Annotated in this window: 14 protein-coding genes; 7 read left to right on the forward strand and 7 right to left on the reverse strand. The window is 41.7% G+C overall.

Annotated features, from left to right (window positions below; genetic code table 11):
• The first annotated feature begins 8 nt into the window (after positions 1–8).
• Complete coding sequence (gene fruA / locus ACRRSW_RS13445; protein ID WP_432459587.1) at positions 9–1,745, forward strand: PTS fructose transporter subunit IIBC; 1,737 nt, start codon at positions 9–11, stop codon at positions 1,743–1,745.
• 804 nt (positions 1,746–2,549) lie between these two features.
• Here the strand turns inward: fruA and ACRRSW_RS13450 are convergent.
• A complete protein-coding gene (locus tag ACRRSW_RS13450; protein WP_432459588.1) occupies positions 2,550–4,178 on the reverse strand; it encodes a methyl-accepting chemotaxis protein in 1,629 nt (542 codons plus the stop codon).
• 856 nt (positions 4,179–5,034) lie between these two features.
• On the opposite strand from ACRRSW_RS13450, the gene ACRRSW_RS13455 reads away from it, so the two are divergent.
• On the forward strand, positions 5,035–6,441 hold the full coding sequence (locus ACRRSW_RS13455) for a glycoside hydrolase family 1 protein (protein WP_432459589.1): 1,407 nt from the start codon (positions 5,035–5,037) through the stop codon (positions 6,439–6,441).
• A gap of 189 nt (positions 6,442–6,630) precedes the next feature.
• Here ACRRSW_RS13455 and ACRRSW_RS13460 read toward each other — a convergent pair whose 3' ends face one another.
• Both ACRRSW_RS13460 and ACRRSW_RS13465 read right to left on the reverse strand, forming a co-directional pair.
• Positions 6,631–7,170, reverse strand: coding sequence for a hypothetical protein (locus ACRRSW_RS13460; RefSeq protein WP_432459590.1), 540 nt, complete (start codon positions 7,168–7,170; stop codon positions 6,631–6,633).
• A gap of 151 nt (positions 7,171–7,321) precedes the next feature.
• A complete protein-coding gene (locus ACRRSW_RS13465) occupies positions 7,322–9,007 on the reverse strand; it encodes a sodium:solute symporter family protein (protein ID WP_432459591.1) in 1,686 nt (561 codons plus the stop codon).
• Between the two features lie 985 nt (positions 9,008–9,992).
• Here ACRRSW_RS13465 and ACRRSW_RS13470 point away from each other — a divergent pair.
• The 3 genes from ACRRSW_RS13470 to ACRRSW_RS13480 are packed head-to-tail and all read left to right on the forward strand — an operon-like array spanning position 9,993 to position 14,709.
• Positions 9,993–11,915, forward strand: a complete 1,923-nt coding sequence (locus ACRRSW_RS13470) for a PrkA family serine protein kinase (RefSeq protein ID WP_432452705.1) — start codon at positions 9,993–9,995, stop codon at positions 11,913–11,915.
• An 18-nt stretch (positions 11,916–11,933) separates the two neighbouring features.
• Entirely contained in the window at positions 11,934–13,202 is a 1,269-nt protein-coding gene (locus tag ACRRSW_RS13475; RefSeq protein ID WP_432452704.1) for a YeaH/YhbH family protein, read from the forward strand.
• Positions 13,203–13,209: 7 nt separating this feature from the next.
• Complete coding sequence (locus tag ACRRSW_RS13480; protein ID WP_432452703.1) at positions 13,210–14,709, forward strand: SpoVR family protein; 1,500 nt, start codon at positions 13,210–13,212, stop codon at positions 14,707–14,709.
• Between the two features lie 322 nt (positions 14,710–15,031).
• Here the strand turns inward: ACRRSW_RS13480 and nhaD are convergent, their stop codons facing one another.
• Positions 15,032–16,447: a sodium:proton antiporter NhaD gene (nhaD, locus tag ACRRSW_RS13485; RefSeq protein ID WP_432459592.1), complete on the reverse strand. Its 1,416-nt coding sequence runs from the start codon at positions 16,445–16,447 to the stop codon at positions 15,032–15,034.
• 40 nt (positions 16,448–16,487) lie between these two features.
• A complete protein-coding gene (locus ACRRSW_RS13490; protein ID WP_432459593.1) occupies positions 16,488–17,657 on the reverse strand; it encodes a GGDEF domain-containing protein in 1,170 nt (389 codons plus the stop codon).
• A gap of 107 nt (positions 17,658–17,764) precedes the next feature.
• Between ACRRSW_RS13490 and ACRRSW_RS13495 the strand changes: the two genes are divergently transcribed.
• Positions 17,765–18,979: an aminotransferase class V-fold PLP-dependent enzyme gene (locus ACRRSW_RS13495; RefSeq protein WP_432459594.1), complete on the forward strand. Its 1,215-nt coding sequence runs from the start codon at positions 17,765–17,767 to the stop codon at positions 18,977–18,979.
• Positions 18,972–19,379 carry a SufE family protein gene (locus tag ACRRSW_RS13500; RefSeq protein ID WP_432459595.1) on the forward strand — a complete coding sequence of 136 codons (408 nt, stop codon included), beginning with the start codon at positions 18,972–18,974 and terminating at the stop codon, positions 19,377–19,379. Before ACRRSW_RS13495 ends, ACRRSW_RS13500 begins: the two co-directional genes overlap by 8 nt.
• A gap of 4 nt (positions 19,380–19,383) precedes the next feature.
• Here the strand turns inward: ACRRSW_RS13500 and ACRRSW_RS13505 are convergent, their stop codons facing one another.
• Positions 19,384–19,644, reverse strand: a complete 261-nt coding sequence (locus ACRRSW_RS13505) for a hypothetical protein (RefSeq protein WP_432459596.1) — start codon at positions 19,642–19,644, stop codon at positions 19,384–19,386.
• Positions 19,645–19,829: 185 nt separating this feature from the next.
• Complete coding sequence (locus tag ACRRSW_RS13510; protein WP_432459597.1) at positions 19,830–20,270, reverse strand: hypothetical protein; 441 nt, start codon at positions 20,268–20,270, stop codon at positions 19,830–19,832.
• Between the last annotated feature and the right edge of the window lie 40 nt (positions 20,271–20,310).

Below are 20,310 nucleotides of genomic sequence, written 5' to 3' on the forward strand. Positions count from 1 at the left end.
AATTGTATATGAATACCATTATTGTGACCGCATGCCCCAGTGGCATTGCAAATAGCATAATTACAGCCGGTCTACTCGAGCAAGCCACGAGAGAGAAAGGTTGGAAAAGTGTAATTGAATGCCACTCAACGGTTCAAGATTGCCAGCGCTTAGCTCCGGCAGATATTGATAGTGCAGAATTAGTGATCATTGTTGCTGACCCGCAGTGTTACGCTGATTTAGACTTGGCGCGTTTCAATAACAAAAATGCTTATCTAGCGTCAGCAAGCGAAGTCATCGATAACCCTAAAGAATTCTTGAGTGCAGCACAAAGCAGAGCAACCGCTTTTGTTGCACCTAAAATAGAAGCACAGGCACCCGCGGCATCAAGCCAATTGAAAGTGGTTGGTATTACCGCTTGTCCCACTGGTGTTGCACATACTTTCATGGCTGCAGAAGCACTTGAAGACTTTGGTAAGAAACAAGGTTACCAAGTTAAAATTGAAACTAGAGGTTCAGTTGGTGCGAAGAACCAACTTAGCGAAGCTGAAATAGCTGAAGCTGATTTAGTTATTATCGCGGCCGATATTGAAGTTGATTTAGCGCGCTTTGACGGTAAAAAGTTACATAAAACGTCAACCGGAATCGCCCTGAAAAAAACCAACGACTGCTATGCTACAGCCATCGCTGACGCTAAAGTTTACCAGCACTCAGCAAAATCAAGTAGCTCTGAAGGGACTGCTAAAGCTGAAAAAACCGGTGCCTACAAACACTTGATGACGGGTGTATCACATATGCTACCGGTTGTGGTAGCTGGTGGTCTTTGTATTGCGCTTTCGTTTATATTTGGTATCGAAGCATTTAAAGAAGAAGGCACCTTAGCCGCAGCCCTAATGACCATTGGTGGCGGTTCTGCTTTTGCATTAATGATCCCTGTATTAGCTGGTTATATCGCCTACTCAATTGCGGATAGACCCGGTTTAGCCCCTGGTTTAGTCGGTGGTATGTTAGCAAGTTCAACTGGTGCCGGTTTCTTAGGCGGTATTTTAGCTGGTTTCATTGCGGGTTATTTAGCGAAATGGCTCATCGAAAATATTAAATTGCCAAATTCGATGGAAGCACTCAAACCCATTTTGATTGTCCCCTTCCTTGCGACCTTGGCGGTTGGCCTTATCATGATCTACGTGATTGGTAGCCCAGTAGCAGCAGCAATGACCGGTTTGACTGATTTCTTGAACAACATGGGTTCAACTAATGCGGTATTACTCGGTATCATATTAGGTGCAATGATGTGCTTCGACTTAGGTGGCCCAGTCAACAAAGCGGCGTACACCTTTGGTGTAGGTCTATTGTCAACTCAAACCTACGGTCCTATGGCAGCCATCATGGCTGCGGGTATGGTTCCAGCCTTAGGCATGGGTTTAGCCACCTTCCTTGCACGTAATAAATTTATTGAAAGTGAGCGAGAAGCAGGCAAAGCCTCATTTGTACTTGGCCTATGTTTCATCTCTGAAGGTGCTATTCCATTCGCAGCGAAAGATCCAATGCGAGTGATTCCAGCATGTATGATCGGCGGAGCGGTAACTGGTGCCTTATCGATGTTATTCGGTGCGCAATTATTAGCGCCTCATGGCGGATTATTTGTACTCTTTATTCCAAATGCTATTTCACCCGTATTTCTTTACCTAGCTGCTATTGCGGTCGGCACAGCAATTACCGGTTTCGGATACGCGTTTGTTAAAAAATCGGATACGGCAATCAGCTAATTCTAATTCAACATGATTAGAATCACTGAGTGAAATCTTAAAAACGGAAACCCACATTGGTTTCCGTTTTTTTATGCTTCCTACAACACTTCATATGACAATTCCCATTAACACTAAATCCAGCAGCTAATAGGCATCAAACCGTTAGCAATAGCTCTGGTATTAAGACAGGCGTATCGAAACAACTTCTGGGGCTAGTATTATTTTACTTCAGCGATGAGGTATGACTTTGTTACGATAACTTTTAATCGAGTTTAGCTTGAACCACGATAGATAATAACATCGTGATTTAAGCACCTAACGAACCCGTTCTGCGCAAATCATCACTGTATTAAGCAAAACGAATAGCGAAAATCACCTGGAAATTTCAGCTGGAAGTGTAGAGGAAAATTAGCACACTTGGCTTTTTAAAAGAGAAATTGCTTCGGTAGACTTGACGGCCTTACAAGGTCTCACATGACCCGAACTCGGAATACTGAGCCCGTGAAGCGTGATAACCAGCAAATTCTATTCGTTATTTTTGTCATCCGTGTATTTAAAGCCGACGCCAGATCAGTTGATAGAAAACAAGCTTGGGTTGAAAAGAATTTAGCTCAAAATAAAACGAACCCGTTGTTCCAAGGCAATCACCGTAAAATAGCTTAAGGTCTGAGCGACGATAACTGATAATGAGACCAATCATGACTAAAGATATGAAAGGTCTCGAGCCTCAACTGATTACGTAGTATGAGCTACTACATATGAGCCAGCGTGACGCTCCGCCTCTAAAATGGAACGCCTTAAATTGCAAAACAACGGTATCGCTTAACCACTGACCTTGAACCGGTTCATTTGCTGGCTTAACAAATTCGCTAATTCTAATGCGGAGTGGGCGTCTGCTTGTGACTCCGTCGAGTTTTCTAAGTTTAGTTTAGTTTTATCTGCTAATTCTGTGAGGTTACGGTTAATATCTTCGGTCACATGGCTCTGCTGCTCTGTCGATGCAGCTGTAGAAGCAGATACCTCTGACACCTTAGACGTTGACTCAAGGATTTGCGTTAATGCTTGCTGGGTTTGTCCAGCAAGTTCAACCGTACCTTCAGCGTCAACCGCGCCCTTATTAATTGCCTCAACGGCTTGAGTTACGCCACTTTGCAAGGCTTCTATCATTTTTTGAATATCTTCAGTGGATTGTTGCGTTTTACTCGCCAAGCTTCTGACTTCGTCAGCGACCACCGCAAAACCTCTTCCTTGTTCTCCCGCACGCGCAGCCTCAATCGCGGCATTCAGTGCCAACAGGTTAGTTTGCTCGGCAATTCCACGGATAACATCCAGTACCGAAGCAATACGATCAGAATCCTTGGAAAGAAGCTCAACCACATTAGCTGCGTCTTGAACAGATGTTGACAATAAGGTGATATGTTCAACAGATTGTTGAGTAATATTTTGTCCCTGAACTGTTTGCGCATTAACCGTGTTAATTTCCTCCGCGGTGTGGCCCGCATTACTGGCCACCTCTCTGATGGCAGCGGCCATTTCTGTTACTGCCGTTGCAATCATTTCCACCGACTGGTTTTGCTCCAAACTCACTTCTGCTGTTTGCTGTGATTTATCATTTAGGCTGCTAATCGATGAACTTAAATCATTGGCCTGTGCTCTCACTGAACTGATCAATCTATCTAACAATTCGACAAATTGATTAAAACTATTCGCTAATCCCGCGATTTCATCGCGGCCTTTAACCTCCAATCGCTGCGTCAAATCGCCCTCGCCTTGAGAGATATCCCGAATTCTTGATGTCACCACATTAATCGCGTCAACTAACATTTTAGGGCCAAAATAGGCTAGTAATACCGCCAAAATAACAGAAGAAATCCCCACAAAGCTCAATACATTCATGTTTGTATCTACAGCAACGTCCGAAGCTTGATTAATATCATCAGCAATCGCTTCAGCGGCTTCGGTCGCAACATTGTATAATTCCCGCAAATTTTGAAAATGCTCATAACTGGCTTTCTGACTTAGAGCTTCCGCATCAGCCAGCTGATTTGCTTTCAGCAATGAGAAGACTTGCGAGCTAGTTTGCTTCCAAAGCTTATACCTTTGGTCAAAATTCTGAAGCCCTTGATTCGCCTGAGGATAATCAGCTAATAAAGCTTGAAATTTGTGCATTCTATCTTCGGCTTGTTGCGCGTTTTCATTAAAATCATCTAAATATTGAGCAAGCTGATCACTTGACTTCATTGCTTCGAGTTCAGCTACCCGAGCCTGATATAGATCCCGATCAGCGTTAAGTACCGAAGACATAGCCGGGAGAATCTTTCCACCAAGAGCATCTAAACTTTCAGAAGTTTTTACACCCATATTCATACCAATTAGCCCAACAACAACCAGTAAAATGGCATTCACCACAAACACTAATGAGTATTTAAACCTTAAGCTTCCAAAATTCATTTCATTACCCCTTATCCACTCTCTTCCCTAATCTATGCTGAATAATATTTATTATTTTTTAACAAGATTATGATTAAAAGATTTAACTATCATCACATCCAACATCATAAGATAAAATTTGACGCCCACGCCTTACCCTCATTAAACCCTCGCTAGTCTACTTCTAAGCATATGGTCATTTTTTAACAGATAAAAAGATGGATAAAATGTAGCTAACTAAATTATAGGCAATAACAAAAAGCTAGGATAAAAAGATAGTTTGATATCAGGATAGTTATCCATGAAAATCATGTGAAAAACCAAAATTTATGTTTAAATCCCTTTATTTTCAACAAACTAGCCCCCTGTATTGTTTGATTAGTTATTTTCAAAATAAACGGCTTAATTCACATTTTTTATTTAAAATAATTAGCATAATTCACTTCAAAACAATGAAGGTTATCCTTTGCATCATTTTAAAAATTAATTTTAGATGTCAAAATTTTAGGTAGAGAACAAACTCAGCAATAATCATATTTATCTACAATTGAAATCATCAAAAGAGTTAAGGGAATTAACAGAGTTAATCAAGACATTTACAACTAAAGAAACCTTTCCTTCCGCCAATAAAACACAACAACCAAGACCTTTTTTACTCGGCGCATGCTAGCTATCAAAGCGCTTCCGTCACCTATACAAAAATCGAAGAGCCTATTTGTGCTTCTCTTTAATTTGTAACGATTATCCGCAAAACCATTCATTAGCCAATCTAATCCATAAGGCGTTTAAATTAGGTTGTACCACTATTTGTTTATTTTTAAATTAGCGTATCTTATCCAGCATTCATGCATACCACCATTTAAGTAGGGAGAGAACCATGGCTTTTCGTTTTCCTGATACATTTCTATGGGGCGGAGCAACCGCAGCTAATCAAATTGAAGGCGCCTATAACGCCGATGGCAAAGGACTGTCAACATCAGACATCCAACCGTATGGCACCTTTGGTGAATTAAAGCCTCGAGTTGAGGGGGACTTCAACATAAAAGACAACGCCATTGATTTTTATCATCGCTATCCCGAAGACATCGCATTGTTTGCCGAGCTTGGTTTCAGCTGTTTTCGCTTATCCATAGCCTGGAGTCGGATCTTCCCCAAAGGCGACGAACTAGAGCCAAACCTGCAGGGGCTCGAATACTATGACAAAATTTTTGATGAATTAGAAAAACACAACATCACTCCACTGGTAACCCTCTCCCATTATGAAATGCCTTTACATCTCGCTCAGCATTATCAGGGCTGGACCAACCGAAAACTCATTGAGTTCTTTGAACGTTATGCAAGCACTGTTTTCTCTCGATATGGTGATCGGGTTAAACATTGGCTAACCTTCAATGAAATTAATATCACGCTACATGAACCTTTCACTGGAGCCGGCATTCCGCGAGGAACAGATCCACAAAACCTTTATCAGGGGATCCACCATCAACTGGTCGCCAGCGCAAAAGCCGTGAAAGCCTGCCATCAACTGGTCCCCAATGGAAAAATTGGCAATATGATGTTAGGCGCAATTCAATACCCGCTCACCAGCCATCCAGATGATATCTTCGAAGCCTTACAACAAAATCGAGAATGGTTATTTTTTGGCGATGTCCAAAGCCGTGGTTATTACCCAAGCTACATTTGGCGAAAATTCAAACAAATGGGCGTAAAGCTAGACATAACCGAAGCTGATAAAGAAGCCTTAACTGAGACCATTGATTTCATTTCCTTTAGCTACTACATGACGGGATGTGTCAGTGTTCATCAAAGTGATATGGCCTTTACTGATGAAGATATACTCAAAATGGGCTGCAATCCTTATTTGGAATCTTCAGACTGGGGTTGGCAAATTGACCCCAAAGGGCTCCGCATCGTGCTAAACCTCCTCTATGACCGCTATCAAAAACCTCTATTCATTGTCGAAAATGGACTTGGCGCAGTTGATACGGTCAATGAAAATGGACAGATAGAAGACGACTATCGAATAGACTACTTAAACGACCACCTATATCAGGTGGGTGAAGCCTTACAGGACGGCGTGGAGATCATGGGTTACACCAGCTGGGCTCCAATTGACTTGGTGAGTGCCTCAACCGCACAAATGTCTAAACGTTATGGTTATATCTATGTCGATAGTGATGACCAAGGGCAAGGGAGTCTATTGAGAAAGCGCAAAAAAAGTTTCTTTTGGTATCAAGATGTAATCCAATCGAAAGGAGAAAACCTTACTCCCCCAACAAAATAACAAGCAAATCATCGCTTCAATGTGAGTCGCACTCACCATCACTCTATATAAACGACGCCAGATAATTATGACGTCGTTTTTTTTATTCACTGACTTGAGAAGCAGCATTCAGCAAACCAGTGACATCACAGCCGAAGGACCTCTGCCGCTCAAGAGCTAAGTTTTCCCCAAGCACACTGTTCCAGCAGCCTAATCTTTAAGGGTCAAATCAGCATTTAATTGTTCTGCGGACTCTCCCGCCAAATTGTACAATTCGCGTAACTCAATGAAGTTTTGATAGCCTCGATTCAGACTCAATTGCTCAGCCTTTGTTGATTGACCTGAATCCAACAAGTAAAATACCTCCGAACTACTTTGTTGCCAACGCGCGAAGTACGTTTCAAAAACCTCCAATCCTTGTAAAACTTCAGGAAAATCTCTTAGCAATATCAAAAAATTCAGCATTCCTTGTTTCGCTTGTTGGGCATGCTGATGATGAATATCCACATAATGTTGCTGCTGAGTACTTGCTAATGAAATCGCTTCTAACTCTGCCGTTCTCGCTTGATAAAGATGTCGATCAGCATTTAAGATCTCCTGCATCGCTGGTAGCAATTTGGCCTCAAGTACATCTATCGACTTGCTATACCGAACGCCGATATGACTGAGGATTAACAACACCATGCTCACAAGCAAAACGTTGATCACCAAAACTAATCCATACTTGAATTTTTTAGCGTCTAAATCCATACGGTGCAGCTCCTCTCATATTTGATAAGCCAAGTCGCGTCAACAGATAAGCTGAAGGGGGCCTATCCAGCTTGAGTTCGGTTGTTAAACGATAGCTAAATTTATCAAAAATAGACTCAAAACATTGAACCTTATCCTTATTGTCAACATACTAAGCTGGTGGTCGCCTTAGTTCCGCAACTAAACTCTGAACCGATTCAGGCGCATCCTGCGTACAATGATGCACCAAGAAAGCCACCGCAAAATTACTTAGCATTCCCAGTGCGCCAATTCCCTCTGGTGAGATCCCAAACCACCAGTACTCTGGAACATTAGCCGTCGGCTCAATAAATTTGAAGTAACTAATATAAGTAAGCGTCAAACTCATCCCAACCAACATACCGCTCAACGCACCCAGCCGATTCATCTTCTTAGAAAATATCCCCATAACCATAGCTGGAAAAATAGAACAGGCAGCTAAACCAAACGCATAAGCAATAACCTCTGCAACCAAAGCTGGTGGATTAACACCCAAATATCCAGCGGTTAAAATTGCCGCGCAAACACTCATTCGCGCCCACTTGAGCTCTTGCTTATCAGTTAAATCAGGTTTGATTATGTGTTTGCCGAGATCATGAGCAATGCTACTTGCAATAACCAGTAATAAACCTGCAGCAGTTGACAAAGAAGCTGCCAAACCTCCCGCAGCTACCAAGGCGATAACCCAATTGGGCAAACTCGCCAGCTCTGGGGAGGCTAATACCACCATATCTTGATTAAGATAAACTTCATTGCGCTCATCACCACTATAGAATAAATGCTCGTCACCATTAACGTCCTGCCATTCAACAAGCCCCGTTTGCAGCCAGTTATTCAACCACTGTGGTTCTTGCGAAACCTCAAGTTGCAGCGGCTTCTGGGGATTAATCGACTCGATGATATTTAACCTGGCAAAAGCAGCTACAGCGGGGATTGCAGTGTAAAGCAGCGCAATGAAAACCAGGGTATATCCCACAGATGAACGGACTTTTTTGACCCCAGAAACGGTAAAAAAACGGGTAATTATATGCGGTAAACCAGCAGTCCCCATCATTAAGGCCAGTGTAACAAAACCAATATCGATCAATGATTTATGACCACTGGTAAACGAAGCAAGACCGAGTTCAAGGGATAAAATATCTAGCCTATCCAGAACATACTGTTCTGGTTGTCCAAGTAAGTGGCTACCTAAACCCATTTGCGGTAGATACTGGCCAGTTAAACTAAATGAGGTGAGAAATGCGGGGACTAAAAAAGCAAAAATAAGTAAGCAGTACTGAGCAACTTGAGTATAAGTCACCCCTCGCATGCCTCCCCATACGGTGTAGATAAACATAATCACCATCCCGAGCAACACGCCAAGATTCATGTTTACATCTAAAAACCGAGAAAACACCAGACCAATACCCCGCATCTGTCCCGCGATATAGATAAATGAAATAAACACAATACAGATAACCGCCACCAGCCGAGCTATACGCGAGTAATAACGTTCGGCGATGAAATCCGCGATCGTTATTTTTGCAAATAGCCGTAGGTAGGGCACTAAACAGAGCGCTAATATGACATAGCCACCGGTCCACCCCATCAAATAAATACCGCCATCATAACCAGCAATAGAGATGAGCCCAGCCAAGGATAAAAACGAAGCCGCAGACATCCAACTGGCCGCCGTAGCAATACCATTAGTGACCGGATGAACCTGCGCACCAGCGAGGAAAAACTCGCGCGTCGTATTGGCCTTAGTCCAAATAGCAATGATCATATAAGAGGTAAAACTACAGCCTATAAATATAAAGACCCAAGTTTGAATACTCATTTTCGCCCAACAAGCCGTGTTCTACACGATGATTTTAAATTGGCAAACATGGTTTGATGTCTCACCAATAAAACACGGCATTCGTTAATAATTTGTTAAAAAATAGAGCTTAATCGAAGGCTTGAAACTTAGACTTTGGTATATTGTAGCTTAGCTTGCCCCATAGACCGCACAACTTGGAATAACAAAAAACACAACTCATTGTTTTTTATATCCAATTTATAAAATATAAGCTAACTAATTCTTTAGTCTAAATGCTTACTTCAACGGTTAATATTGGAGCGCCGCAATGCTTAGAGAAAGGTAAACTACATTTTCTTCTATTTATTTAAGGCATAAAAAAAGCTCTCGCAAAGCAAGAGCGAATGGAAACGTGCTTTTTGTAAACCTTCAACACTACTCCCCTCGATGCAGTGCTCGCCGACCAAAGCTGGAAGGTTTAAGCCACCCCCTAAAAATAACATAGCAAACGCTCATGGCAACATTTTATTTACAATAATTTAACGTTATTTGAGCTATATAACATCGTGACTAAGTGAATCACCCGATCGATTTCATTGTTCACAGCGTATAAAACGTCAGTGAAAGGCACACATGAACTTGTCAAGAAAACGATGAAATTGTTGGTTTAAATTTAGTACAAGGTTTCTCTGGTTCAATCATATATGCAACATCATCCAGTAATATACCTTGCAACACACAAACAATAGGACTTAAATATCGGTTAAATCTTACGCTGTTAGTCGCCGTTGCTTCACCAGCGATGACATCAATAATGGCCGATTAGCTGGACTGTTTTTCATCTTCGTATGGTCTTAGCAGCAAACCTTGGTGCATTGAAACATCAGCGATTTGTTACAAAAAAATGCTTATTTTTTATTAATTTATTTTTGTCATGGTATAAACTTACTTTAACGCTTCATCAAATTTATTGTTTCTAAATACTATCTGTTATCAAGATAGCTTGTTTTAGGGGGCCTAGGCTATGAGTATTTTTGACCACTATCAACAGCGTTACGAGCAAGCTCAGGAAGAAGAGCTCACGCTCAATGAATTCTTAACTCTATGTAAAAATAATCCCAGCACTTACGCCAGCGCAGCAGAGCGTTTACTGATTGCCATTGGCGAACCCCAAATGGTAGATACTTCCAAAGATCCACACCTCAGTCGGTTATTTTCGAATCGAGTAATTGCTCGTTATCCAGCCTTTAAAGAGTTTTACGGCATGGAAGATAGCATTGAGCAAATCGTCTCTTACCTGAAGCACGCCTCTCAGGGATTAGAAGAACGTAAGCAAATACTCTACTTACTCGGTCCTGTTGGCGGGGGTAAGTCATCGCTTGCCGAAAAACTTAAAGCTTTAATGCAGCTCGTTCCCATTTATCGGATTAAAGGTTCTCCAGTAAACGATCATCCTTTCTGTTTATTTGATGCGAATGAAGATGGTGACATTTTACAGCGAGAATACGGGATTAATAAACGCCATTTAAAAACGATTATGTCACCTTGGGCCGCAAAACGCCTTCAGGAATATAACGGTGATATTAGCCAATTCACAGTGGTAAAAAGTTTCCCATCCATCCTTCAACAGGTGGCTATCGCTAAAACCGAACCAGGAGATGAAAATAACCAAGATATCTCATCCTTAGTGGGCAAAGTCGATATTCGTCAACTAGAACACTATGCGCAAAATGATCCCGATGCCTATAGCTTCTCCGGCGCTTTATGTCGAGCCAATCAAGGTTTGATGGAATTTGTTGAAATGTTTAAAGCCCCTATCAAGGTATTACATCCGTTGTTGACAGCAACCCAAGAGGGGAACTTTAATGGTACCGAAGGCCTATCGGCAATTCCATTTGAAGGCATTATCCTCGCTCACTCAAACGAATCAGAATGGCAAAGTTTTAGAAACAACCGCAACAATGAAGCATTTTTAGACCGTGTTTACATTGTGAAAGTGCCCTACTGTTTACGAGTCAGTGAAGAAATAAATATTTATCAAAAACTATTAGATAATAGTGAGTTAAATACCGCTAAATGTGCCCCTAGCACCTTAGAACTGTTAGCCCAGTTTTCAGTCTTATCGCGATTGAATGACCCCGAAAACTCTAGTATTTACTCTAAAATGCGGGTATACAACGGAGAAACTCTGAAAGACACCGATCCGAAAGCGAAGTCTTATCAAGAATACCGGGATTTTGCAGGGGTGAATGAGGGAATGGAAGGTCTATCGACGCGCTTTGCCTTTAAAATTTTGTCGCGCGTATTTAACTTTGACACCACCGAAGTTGCAGCAAATCCAGTCCATTTATTCTATGTCTTAGAACAACAAATTGAACGCGAGCAATTCAGTCAAGAGCTGGCCGATCGCTACCTCGAACATTTAAAAGGCTACTTAATTCCTAAATATGTAGACTTTATTGGCAAAGAAATTCAAACCGCTTATCTCGAATCTTATTCCGAATACGGGCAGAATATTTTTGACCGCTATGTCATTTATGCTGATTTTTGGATCCAAGATCAAGAATATCGAGACCCAGACACCGGACAGTTATTTGACCGAGCAGCCTTAAACGCCGAGCTTGAAAAAATTGAAAAACCCGCAGGGATTAGTAACCCTAAAGACTTCCGTAACGAAATCGTTAACTTTGTATTAAGGGCTCGAGCCAGCAATGATGGCAAAAATCCAAGCTGGACCAGTTATGAAAAACTGCGTACCGTCATTGAGAAAAAAATGTTCTCTAATACCGAGGACTTACTACCCGTTATTTCTTTCAATGCTAAAACCTCCGTTGATGACCAACAAAAACATGACGACTTTGTTGACCGTATGATGGAGAAAGGGTACACCCGGAAGCAAGTACGCTTGTTATCTGAGTGGTATTTACGCGTTCGTAAATCTTCATAGATTTGATGGAGGGCGTCAATGGCTCATTTTATCGATCGACGTTTGAATGGTAAAAATAAAAGCGCGGTGAACCGCCAGCGCTTTATTCGCCGCTATAAAAGTCAAATTAAGCGGGCGGTGAATGACGCCGTTAATCAACGTAGTATTCAAGACTTAGAGAACAGCGAAAGCATTAGTATTCCGCATAAAGATATTAGTGAACCATTTTTCCATCAAGGCGAAGGAGGCCATCGTCAGCGAACTTTACCAGGCAATGACCAGTTTGGAACCGGAGACAAAATAGACCGTCCAATGCAAGAGCAAGGCGGCGGTTCAGGTGATGGTGAAGCCAGTGATCAAGGCGAAGGCACTGAAGAATTTCAATTTACCATTTCCAAAGATGAATATTTAGATATTCTATTTGACGACTTGGAGCTCCCCAATCTGCAGGAGACCGATGTAGACAGCATTGTTGAATACCGAACTGCTCGCGCTGGCTATACCAATGACGGTGTGCCTGCCAATATCAATATTGTGCGATCCTTGCAAAACTCTTTGGCTCGAAGGATGGCTATGGGGGGGGATAAACGTAAGCAACTTAAACAGTTAGAACAGGAACTTGCAGAAAAAATTTTAGATCCACTCGTAAACCAAAGAGTAATAGAACAATTAAAACAAGATATCGCTAACTTAAAAAAACGTTTAGCAAAGATCCCTTTTATCGATACTTTTGATCTTAAATTCAACAATTTTGCGAAATACCCCGTACCGAGTACTCAAGCCGTTATGTTTTGTTTGATGGATGTTTCAGGTTCGATGGACCAAGCAACCAAAGACATCGCCAAACGATTCTATTTACTCCTATATCTATTCTTAACTCGTAGCTATAAAAAGATAGAAGTGGTGTTTATTCGCCACCACACTCAAGCAAAAGAAGTTGATGAACATGAGTTTTTCTACTCTCAAGAAACCGGAGGCACGATTGTTTCTAGTGCGCTGACTTTAATGGATGACATCATCAAAGCGCGTTACCCCAAAGAGCAGTGGAATATCTATGCGGCTCAGGCATCAGATGGCGATAATTGGGCCGACGATTCACCCAAGTGTCGAGAATTGTTGGAAAAAACGCTACTTCCACTCAGTCGCCACTATTCGTACATAGAAATCACCAATAGAGCCCATCAAAGCTTATGGCATCAGTATGAGCAACTCAGTGAAATCTTCCCAAACTTCTCTATTCGTCATGTAAAAACGGCCGAAGAAATTCTGCCAACCTTTAGAGATCTCTTTAAAAAAGCCACAGCGTGAGGCCCACATGAGCAAAACTAAGATGTTGCCCGATGGACCAGATTGGACCTTCGAGATGCTAGAAAGCTATCATCAAGAAATAGCCAAGGTAGCTGAACATTACCAACTAGAGACCTATCCAAATCAGATTGAAGTCATCACTGCCGAACAAATGATGGATGCCTACTCCAGTGTCGGTATGCCAATCGGCTACCACCATTGGTCTTACGGCAAAAAATTCATTCAAACCGAACAAACCTATAAACGGGGACAAATGGGTTTAGCTTATGAGATTGTGATTAATTCCGATCCTTGTATTGCTTATTTAATGGAAGAAAACACCATGCCTATGCAGGCTTTAGTGATCGCTCACGCCTGTTTCGGTCATAATAGTTTTTTCAAAAATAACTATCTCTTTAAAACTTGGACCGATGCTAGCTCGATTATTGATTACTTAGTTTTCGCAAGAAACTACATTAGCAAATGCGAGGCTCGTCATGGCGTAAATGCGGTTGAAGATCTATTAGATTCCTGTCATGCATTAATGAACTATGGAGTTGACCGCTATAAACGCCCGAGCCCGATATCTATGGAAGAAGAAAAACTACGGCAGGATTCCAGAGCCGAGTATTTACAAAGTCAAATCAATGAGCTGTGGAAAACCATTCCAACGAAACAAAATAGTGATCCCCAAGCTAAAGGTCGTTTCCCGGTATCACCTGAAGAAAATATTTTGTACTTTGTGGAAAAACACGCACCTCTATTGGAAACGTGGCAACGAGAAATAGTTAGGATCGTGCGTAAAATTAGTCAATATTTTTATCCTCAGAAACAAACCCAAGTGATGAATGAGGGTTGGGCTACCTTCTGGCACTATACCATCACCAATCACTTGTTTGATCAAGGCTTAGTCAGTGAACGATTTATCTTAGAAATATTACATAGTCACACCAGCGTAATATTGCAACCCAACTATAACAGCCCATACTTTAATGGCATAAACCCCTACGCATTAGGCTTTGCCATGATGACTGATATTCGTCGGATCTGCGAGTCTCCAACGGAAGAAGATAAACGCTGGTTTCCAGATATTGCCGGGAAAGATTGGTTAACAACCTTACACTTTGCAATGCGCAACTTTAAAGATGAAAGTTTTATCAGTCAGTTTCTATCGCCTAAAGTCATTCGCGATTTAAAACTATTTACGCTTGATGACAATGAACATAAACCTTATTTAAAGGTAAAAGCAATACATGATGATCAAGGCTACCAGCAAATTCGAGAAGCGCTCAGCTCACAATATAACCTAAGTAACATCGAACCAAATATTCAAGTATATAATGTTAACTTACGGGGTGACCGTTCACTAACCCTTCGCTACGTTCCTCATCAGGGCATTCCTTTAGCCAAAAGTAAACATGAGGTACTCAAGCATCTACATCGATTATGGGGCTTCGATGTAATACTTGAACAAGTTGATGAACAAGGAAAAGTAAAGCAAATTGCACGCTGCCCTAATCCAGAATAGCTACAAAAGGAATGGGCGACATATATTCTAAGGGGAATTAGCTTCAGCAAAAATAAATTTATTCCCGACCTCACCAGCAATTAAGCTTTTAAGGTCTGTTTTTATTCAAGATAAAAATTTTAATCTCTACAAGCGGTATCAAGCAAAGCAAACAAATACCGCTTTAACAGAGTATACGGCCCAACTGGCAATGTATAAACGTATAAGCCCCCTACTCCCTAGAGTGCGTGACTGCGGTCAGTAGAAACCGAGAAACCGTTTGATGGCTAGAATTAAAAGATTAACAGGCTGAATAAAACTGGTATTTCAAGCAACAAGCCCCTCAAAATAACGAAGCATTAAGTAACAAATGGCAATAAATCGAGGCCACGTAACCCAGCGCAATCACCGGACTCCAGCGCAGGTGGCTAATAAAACTATAGTGACCACGGGCTTGCCCCATCAGCGCCACACCCGCAGCAGAACCGATAGATAATAAGCTTCCCCCAACCCCAGCAGTTAAGGTCACCAATAACCACTGTCCCAACACCATGTTGGGCTCCATAGTGAGGACCGCAAACATTACTGGAATGTTATCCACAATTGCACTCAACACGCCAATCGCAATATTTGCGTGGGTTGGCTCCCATCGCTGATACATCAGAGAAGATGCCATCTCCAAATAACCAATAAATCCAAGCCCTCCGACGCAAATAACCACCCCATAAAAAAACAACAAGGTATCCCACTCGGCTCTAGCAACCCGGTTGAATATATCAAAAGGCACCACACTACCAAGAGCTTTTAAGCGTGCATCATCTCGTTGAGCAATCGCATTCACCGCTTTTTTATGTAAGCTAGAAGCTAAGGTTTTACGTAAAAAGAAGCCAAAGAACTGCAGATAACCGAGCCCCATCATCATGCCTAACACAGGCGGCATATGGAATAGACTATGACCTAATACAGCGGTAGCAATCGTCACCAAAAACAGCAGTACAATTCTTTTTGCGCCACGTTTTAGCTCTACCGTTTCATTTTCAGCTTCCACAGAGTCTGCTGAAACAAACACCGACATGATGATGGCAGGAATCAAAAAATTCACCATCGAAGGTAACAATAAGTCAAAAAACTGAGAAAAATGAACCAATCCTTTTTGCCACACCATCAGCGTTGTAATATCACCAAAGGGACTAAAAGCGCCTCCAGAATTGGCACCAATCACAATATTGATGCAGGCTAAATTAATGAATTTGCTATTGCCATTAGCCACCTTCATTACTACTGCGCACATTAACAAAGCCGTCGTCAGATTATCGGCGACCGGAGAGATCACGAAGGCCAAACTTCCCGTTAGCCAAAATAATTGACGATAACTGAGCTGCTTACGAACCAGCCAGGCTCGCAGTACATCAAACAGCCGCCGCTCTTCCATCGCATTGATATAGGTCATCGCCACCAACAAAAACAGCATCAACTCAGAAAACTCAAGTAAATTGTGCCTGAAAGCCTCAGTGACGAGGTGCTCTTGGCCAGAGCCTCGATAATAGATAGCAATTAAAAACCAAATTAAGCCTGCAGCAACCAATACTGGCTTAGATTTTCGTAAATGAATCACCTCTTCGCTCATCACCAATAAATAGGCAACAATAAAAATAACCAAGGCGCCATAACCTAACCATGAATCGACCAAATTACTATTTTCAGCGGCATTTACAGTTAAAGAAAAAACACATAATAGCAAGAATAAAGGGGCCCGCATCCAATCCAACTCCTAAGTGAAACCGAATATATTCAAAAACTTAACGGCCGTAGCTCAAAGCTACCGGACTACGATGGTTATTCATGGCATGTTCAGCTTTCATCAGTAATTGTTCAACAGTCATCACGGAACTATCGATACAAGCCACCCCAAATCTCGTTTCCAGTTGTAAGTCCTCAGCAAAACGACTCCAAAATTCTGTACTCAATGCAGTCTGCATACGTTCTGCGGTATCGAGCGCTTGATAAAGGCTTGTCTCAGGTAAACCAATAACAAACTTGTCTTGTTGATAACGAGCGATTAGGTCTACTTTTCTAATCTTAGGATGCAATAGATTTACCATGTTAATCAGAAGCTTATCGGCTTCTTCTTGCCCCCGCGTATCTTGGTAGTTAAAAAAATGATTAATTTTTATTAAGATGACAGAATAAGCATTTTGATAACGAGAGCTTCGTTCGATTTCTGTCTCGGAGAATCGTTTAAAACAGGTCTCATTTGCTAAGCCAGTTACGGGATCAACGTCTACTACTGGCGATAATGATTCATCATCCGCAGCGCTAGCGAAATACTGTTCGCTAAACAGTTGTAATCCCTGTTCAGCAATATATTGATTACGCCATAATTTATGCAATAAAAAGATCCCGACAACCAACAGCACATAAACTAAACCCATGGTTGAAAGTATCGAATATGCCCATTGGCCCAAGTGCAGGGAAGAGGCCTGAAAATCGATATATACCACAAATCCGCCAGCAATACTTATCATGCTATGTGCCAATACTATTGGTATATAAATAGTTGTGAGTAACACCGGTAAACTAAAAATCAACCAGAAAGGTAAAACAAGGACAGAATGGTTAAAGAGTAATAAGCAGAGCAACAGGCAGTGCTGGCAGAACATCGCAAGGACAAAAGCCGATACCTCTTTTACGCTAAGGATCTGCTGACCAAACCAGCCTAATATAACTTGAATAAACAACCAGCAAGCAAGGGCTCCAGTCGCCTGCCAATCTGCGACCACCCACCAAGCTTGTAATAAACCGGTTTGTGTAAAAAAAAACAACACACTCAATGCATATATCACTTGAATACCAGCCAGCCGACGACACTGTTGTAACCACTTCATCTCGCGAAATTGACTTTCCTGACTCGGCTGAGCAAAGCCAAAATAGACTTTTTGCCAAGTAACTAAGCTTGAAGACTGTGGCATCTTATCTGTAACTCCATTACTAAAATCAAAGATAACATCGATATAGGCTAGTGTAGAATCTCCGCTACCGATACAATAACCGCTTTATTTGCTATGGTAAGACAACTGTGACTTCAGCTAAACAGCATATCTATCGGCGGTATTTTCCGTCTTTAAACCGCGAAAACCAACAGCTTACCTATTTGGATAGTGCGGCATCGACACAAGTTCCTGAAGCCGTGCTCAACGCGATTCAAAACTACTACCAACACGGTCATGGAAACGTTCATAGAGCGAGTCATCAATTCGCGCGACAAGCCACCAATGCCTTCGAATCAGCCAGAAAGACCATTGCTGAATTTATTGGTAGCAAAGCTGACAACATCATTTGGACCAGCGGCACCACCCAAGGCTGTAATATGCTAGCGAATGGCTTAGCCTATAGCTTAACCGAGGGTGATGAAATTTGGGTGAGTGAATTAGAACATCACTCCAACCTCGTCCCTTGGCAACAATTAGCAGCCAGAACCCGTGCCACTCTTAAGTGTATACCTATATTAAATAATGGTGATATTGATATAGCTAATTTTAAAGAACACTTTAGTGAAAAATGTAAAATTTTAGCGATCTCTCACGTCTCCAATAGCATTGGGGCGCTGTTGCCTATTCCAGAACTAGTCCGACACGCGCAACAATACGGCGCAAAAGTGATTGTTGATGGCGCTCAGGCGATCGCTCATCTAGATGTTAACGTTGAGCGTTTAGGCTGCGATTACTATCTTTTTTCTGGTCATAAAGTCTATGGTCCAACAGGTATTGGAGTACTTTATGGAAAAACGGAAGCCTTGGAAGCCTTACAACCAAGTATATTTGGCGGAGAAATGATCAGCCAAGTGAGCTGCGAAACAAGCACTTGGAATCGTCTGCCCTACCGATTAGAAGCGGGAACACCGAACATTGTGGGGGCCATCGGTTTAGCCGCAGCCCTAAAATTTTTAAAGCAGTTTCCGCTCAAAGAACGTTTAAATCACGAACGCAGCCTATTAAATTACGCACTAACAAAGTTAAAAGAACACCCCAAGGTCGAGCTGATTGGGACGCCAATGATGCGTGTTGGTTTAATTTCCTTTGTTCTCAAAGGGATCCATCCTCAAGATGCTGCGACGCTGTTCGACCAGTATAATATAGCGCTACGATGTGGCCATCATTGTGCGATGCCTTTAAGTAAAAAACTCGCCAAACAAGGTAGTATTCGTCTGTCTCTAGGGCTCTATAATACTCAGCAAGAGATCGATAAACTCATCGAGGCAATAGACAATATCATGGAGCTATTTGATGAGTAATACACCGCAAATCGGTTTAACTTTAGAGCATATAGAGCAAATTTTTCAGCCATGCCAATCTTGGGAAGAACGTTACCGACAATTGCTATTATTAAGCAAACAGCTTCAACCGATAGATCCGCAATACCAGACCGAACAACACAAAGTTATTGGCTGCGAAAGCGACGTATGGCTGCATTACCATCAAGGTCAACTACAAATAGATAGTAACGCTCGGATCATCAAAGGCTTACTGGTGATCTTGCTGGCTTGCATTGCTGAATACCCTCAACAAACAGAACCAGCCAAAATCTTATTCCGTAAGACCTTAACCCAATTGGGTTTAGCTCAGCACCTCAGCGAATCGAGAAACAATGGCATTACTGCCATATGGCAGCAAATAAACACCAACGGTTGCTAATCAATTATTCTTCACTAGGAATGGTGTATTGGCGACGTTTTTTGGTTTTAATGATCACTTGTGGCTTAGAAGCACCTTCCTCAACCACCGCTCTATATTGACTTCTTGGAATAGACTCGGCTGTAATTTTTGGCTTAACTAAAACGTTTGGCTTAGCTGGCTCAGGAGGACGACCAGCAACAACATATTTAAATCCGCAATCACGGCATGCCATTAAAGCAGGTTTATGTCCACCACAAGATGGACATACTTGATTAGCACTCACGACTTAATCCTATAAAAATAATAGATAAAAGTAACAAACACCAATTGTATTGGATTGGCTGCATTTAATCACAACAAATTAATCATTTAATGATCTAGAAACTAGTTTTTGACATCAAAGAACCGAATGAATGCACTGCATCTTGTTGCACACCAAAGAAGTATATTCTCTCAATTAGGTGATATTTAACGCACGGTTTGACTGTAGAATTCGCTGATATATTTGCCACCTTTAATATTAGCGATGATACGTAGTTTATAGCTATTTCCCTGATTAGGGATCAAACTCCGCAATTCAGTGCTGCGCTGCCAATAATAAGGGCTATCTTTCATTTCCATGGGATAAGCGGTAACCTGCTCCGAACTATCAACCAAGAATAAAGTGGCTTGGTCTAAAGGAAAGGTTGAGTTCACTTCGGTGACTCCCGCTTGATCAGAGATATTTAAACGAAAATCACCCGATTGCAAAATACATTGTTGATTAATAATATCGCAATGACCATAAGTACTGAGCTGAATCACTCTATCCTTACCCGCGTCATGCTCTAAATAAATATCAGAAGCAATGTAGCCGCCGATAGCCAAAAATGGCATCACCAGTATCGCCAACTTAGTATGTTTGTTCATTTATACATCCTGTATTTGGAGCTTTAAAATTGGACACTCT

Source organism: Agarivorans sp. QJM3NY_25 (assembly GCF_050870875.2).
Lineage (GTDB): Bacteria > Pseudomonadota > Gammaproteobacteria > Enterobacterales > Celerinatantimonadaceae > Agarivorans.

Bases quoted from the DNA above. Each gene is read 5' to 3' on its own strand.
- fruA (WP_432459587.1), top strand. From the start codon at position 9: ATGAATACCATTATTGTGACCGCATGCCCCAGTGGCATTGCAAATAGC.
- ACRRSW_RS13450 (WP_432459588.1), bottom strand. From the start codon at position 4,178: ATGAATTTTGGAAGCTTAAGGTTTAAATACTCATTAGTGTTTGTGGTG.
- ACRRSW_RS13455 (WP_432459589.1), top strand. From the start codon at position 5,035: ATGGCTTTTCGTTTTCCTGATACATTTCTATGGGGCGGAGCAACCGCA.
- ACRRSW_RS13460 (WP_432459590.1), bottom strand. From the start codon at position 7,170: ATGGATTTAGACGCTAAAAAATTCAAGTATGGATTAGTTTTGGTGATC.
- ACRRSW_RS13465 (WP_432459591.1), bottom strand. From the start codon at position 9,007: ATGAGTATTCAAACTTGGGTCTTTATATTTATAGGCTGTAGTTTTACC.
- ACRRSW_RS13470 (WP_432452705.1), top strand. From the start codon at position 9,993: ATGAGTATTTTTGACCACTATCAACAGCGTTACGAGCAAGCTCAGGAA.
- ACRRSW_RS13475 (WP_432452704.1), top strand. From the start codon at position 11,934: ATGGCTCATTTTATCGATCGACGTTTGAATGGTAAAAATAAAAGCGCG.
- ACRRSW_RS13480 (WP_432452703.1), top strand. From the start codon at position 13,210: ATGAGCAAAACTAAGATGTTGCCCGATGGACCAGATTGGACCTTCGAG.
- nhaD (WP_432459592.1), bottom strand. From the start codon at position 16,447: ATGCGGGCCCCTTTATTCTTGCTATTATGTGTTTTTTCTTTAACTGTA.
- ACRRSW_RS13490 (WP_432459593.1), bottom strand. From the start codon at position 17,657: ATGCCACAGTCTTCAAGCTTAGTTACTTGGCAAAAAGTCTATTTTGGC.
- ACRRSW_RS13500 (WP_432459595.1), top strand. From the start codon at position 18,972: ATGAGTAATACACCGCAAATCGGTTTAACTTTAGAGCATATAGAGCAA.
- ACRRSW_RS13510 (WP_432459597.1), bottom strand. From the start codon at position 20,270: ATGAACAAACATACTAAGTTGGCGATACTGGTGATGCCATTTTTGGCT.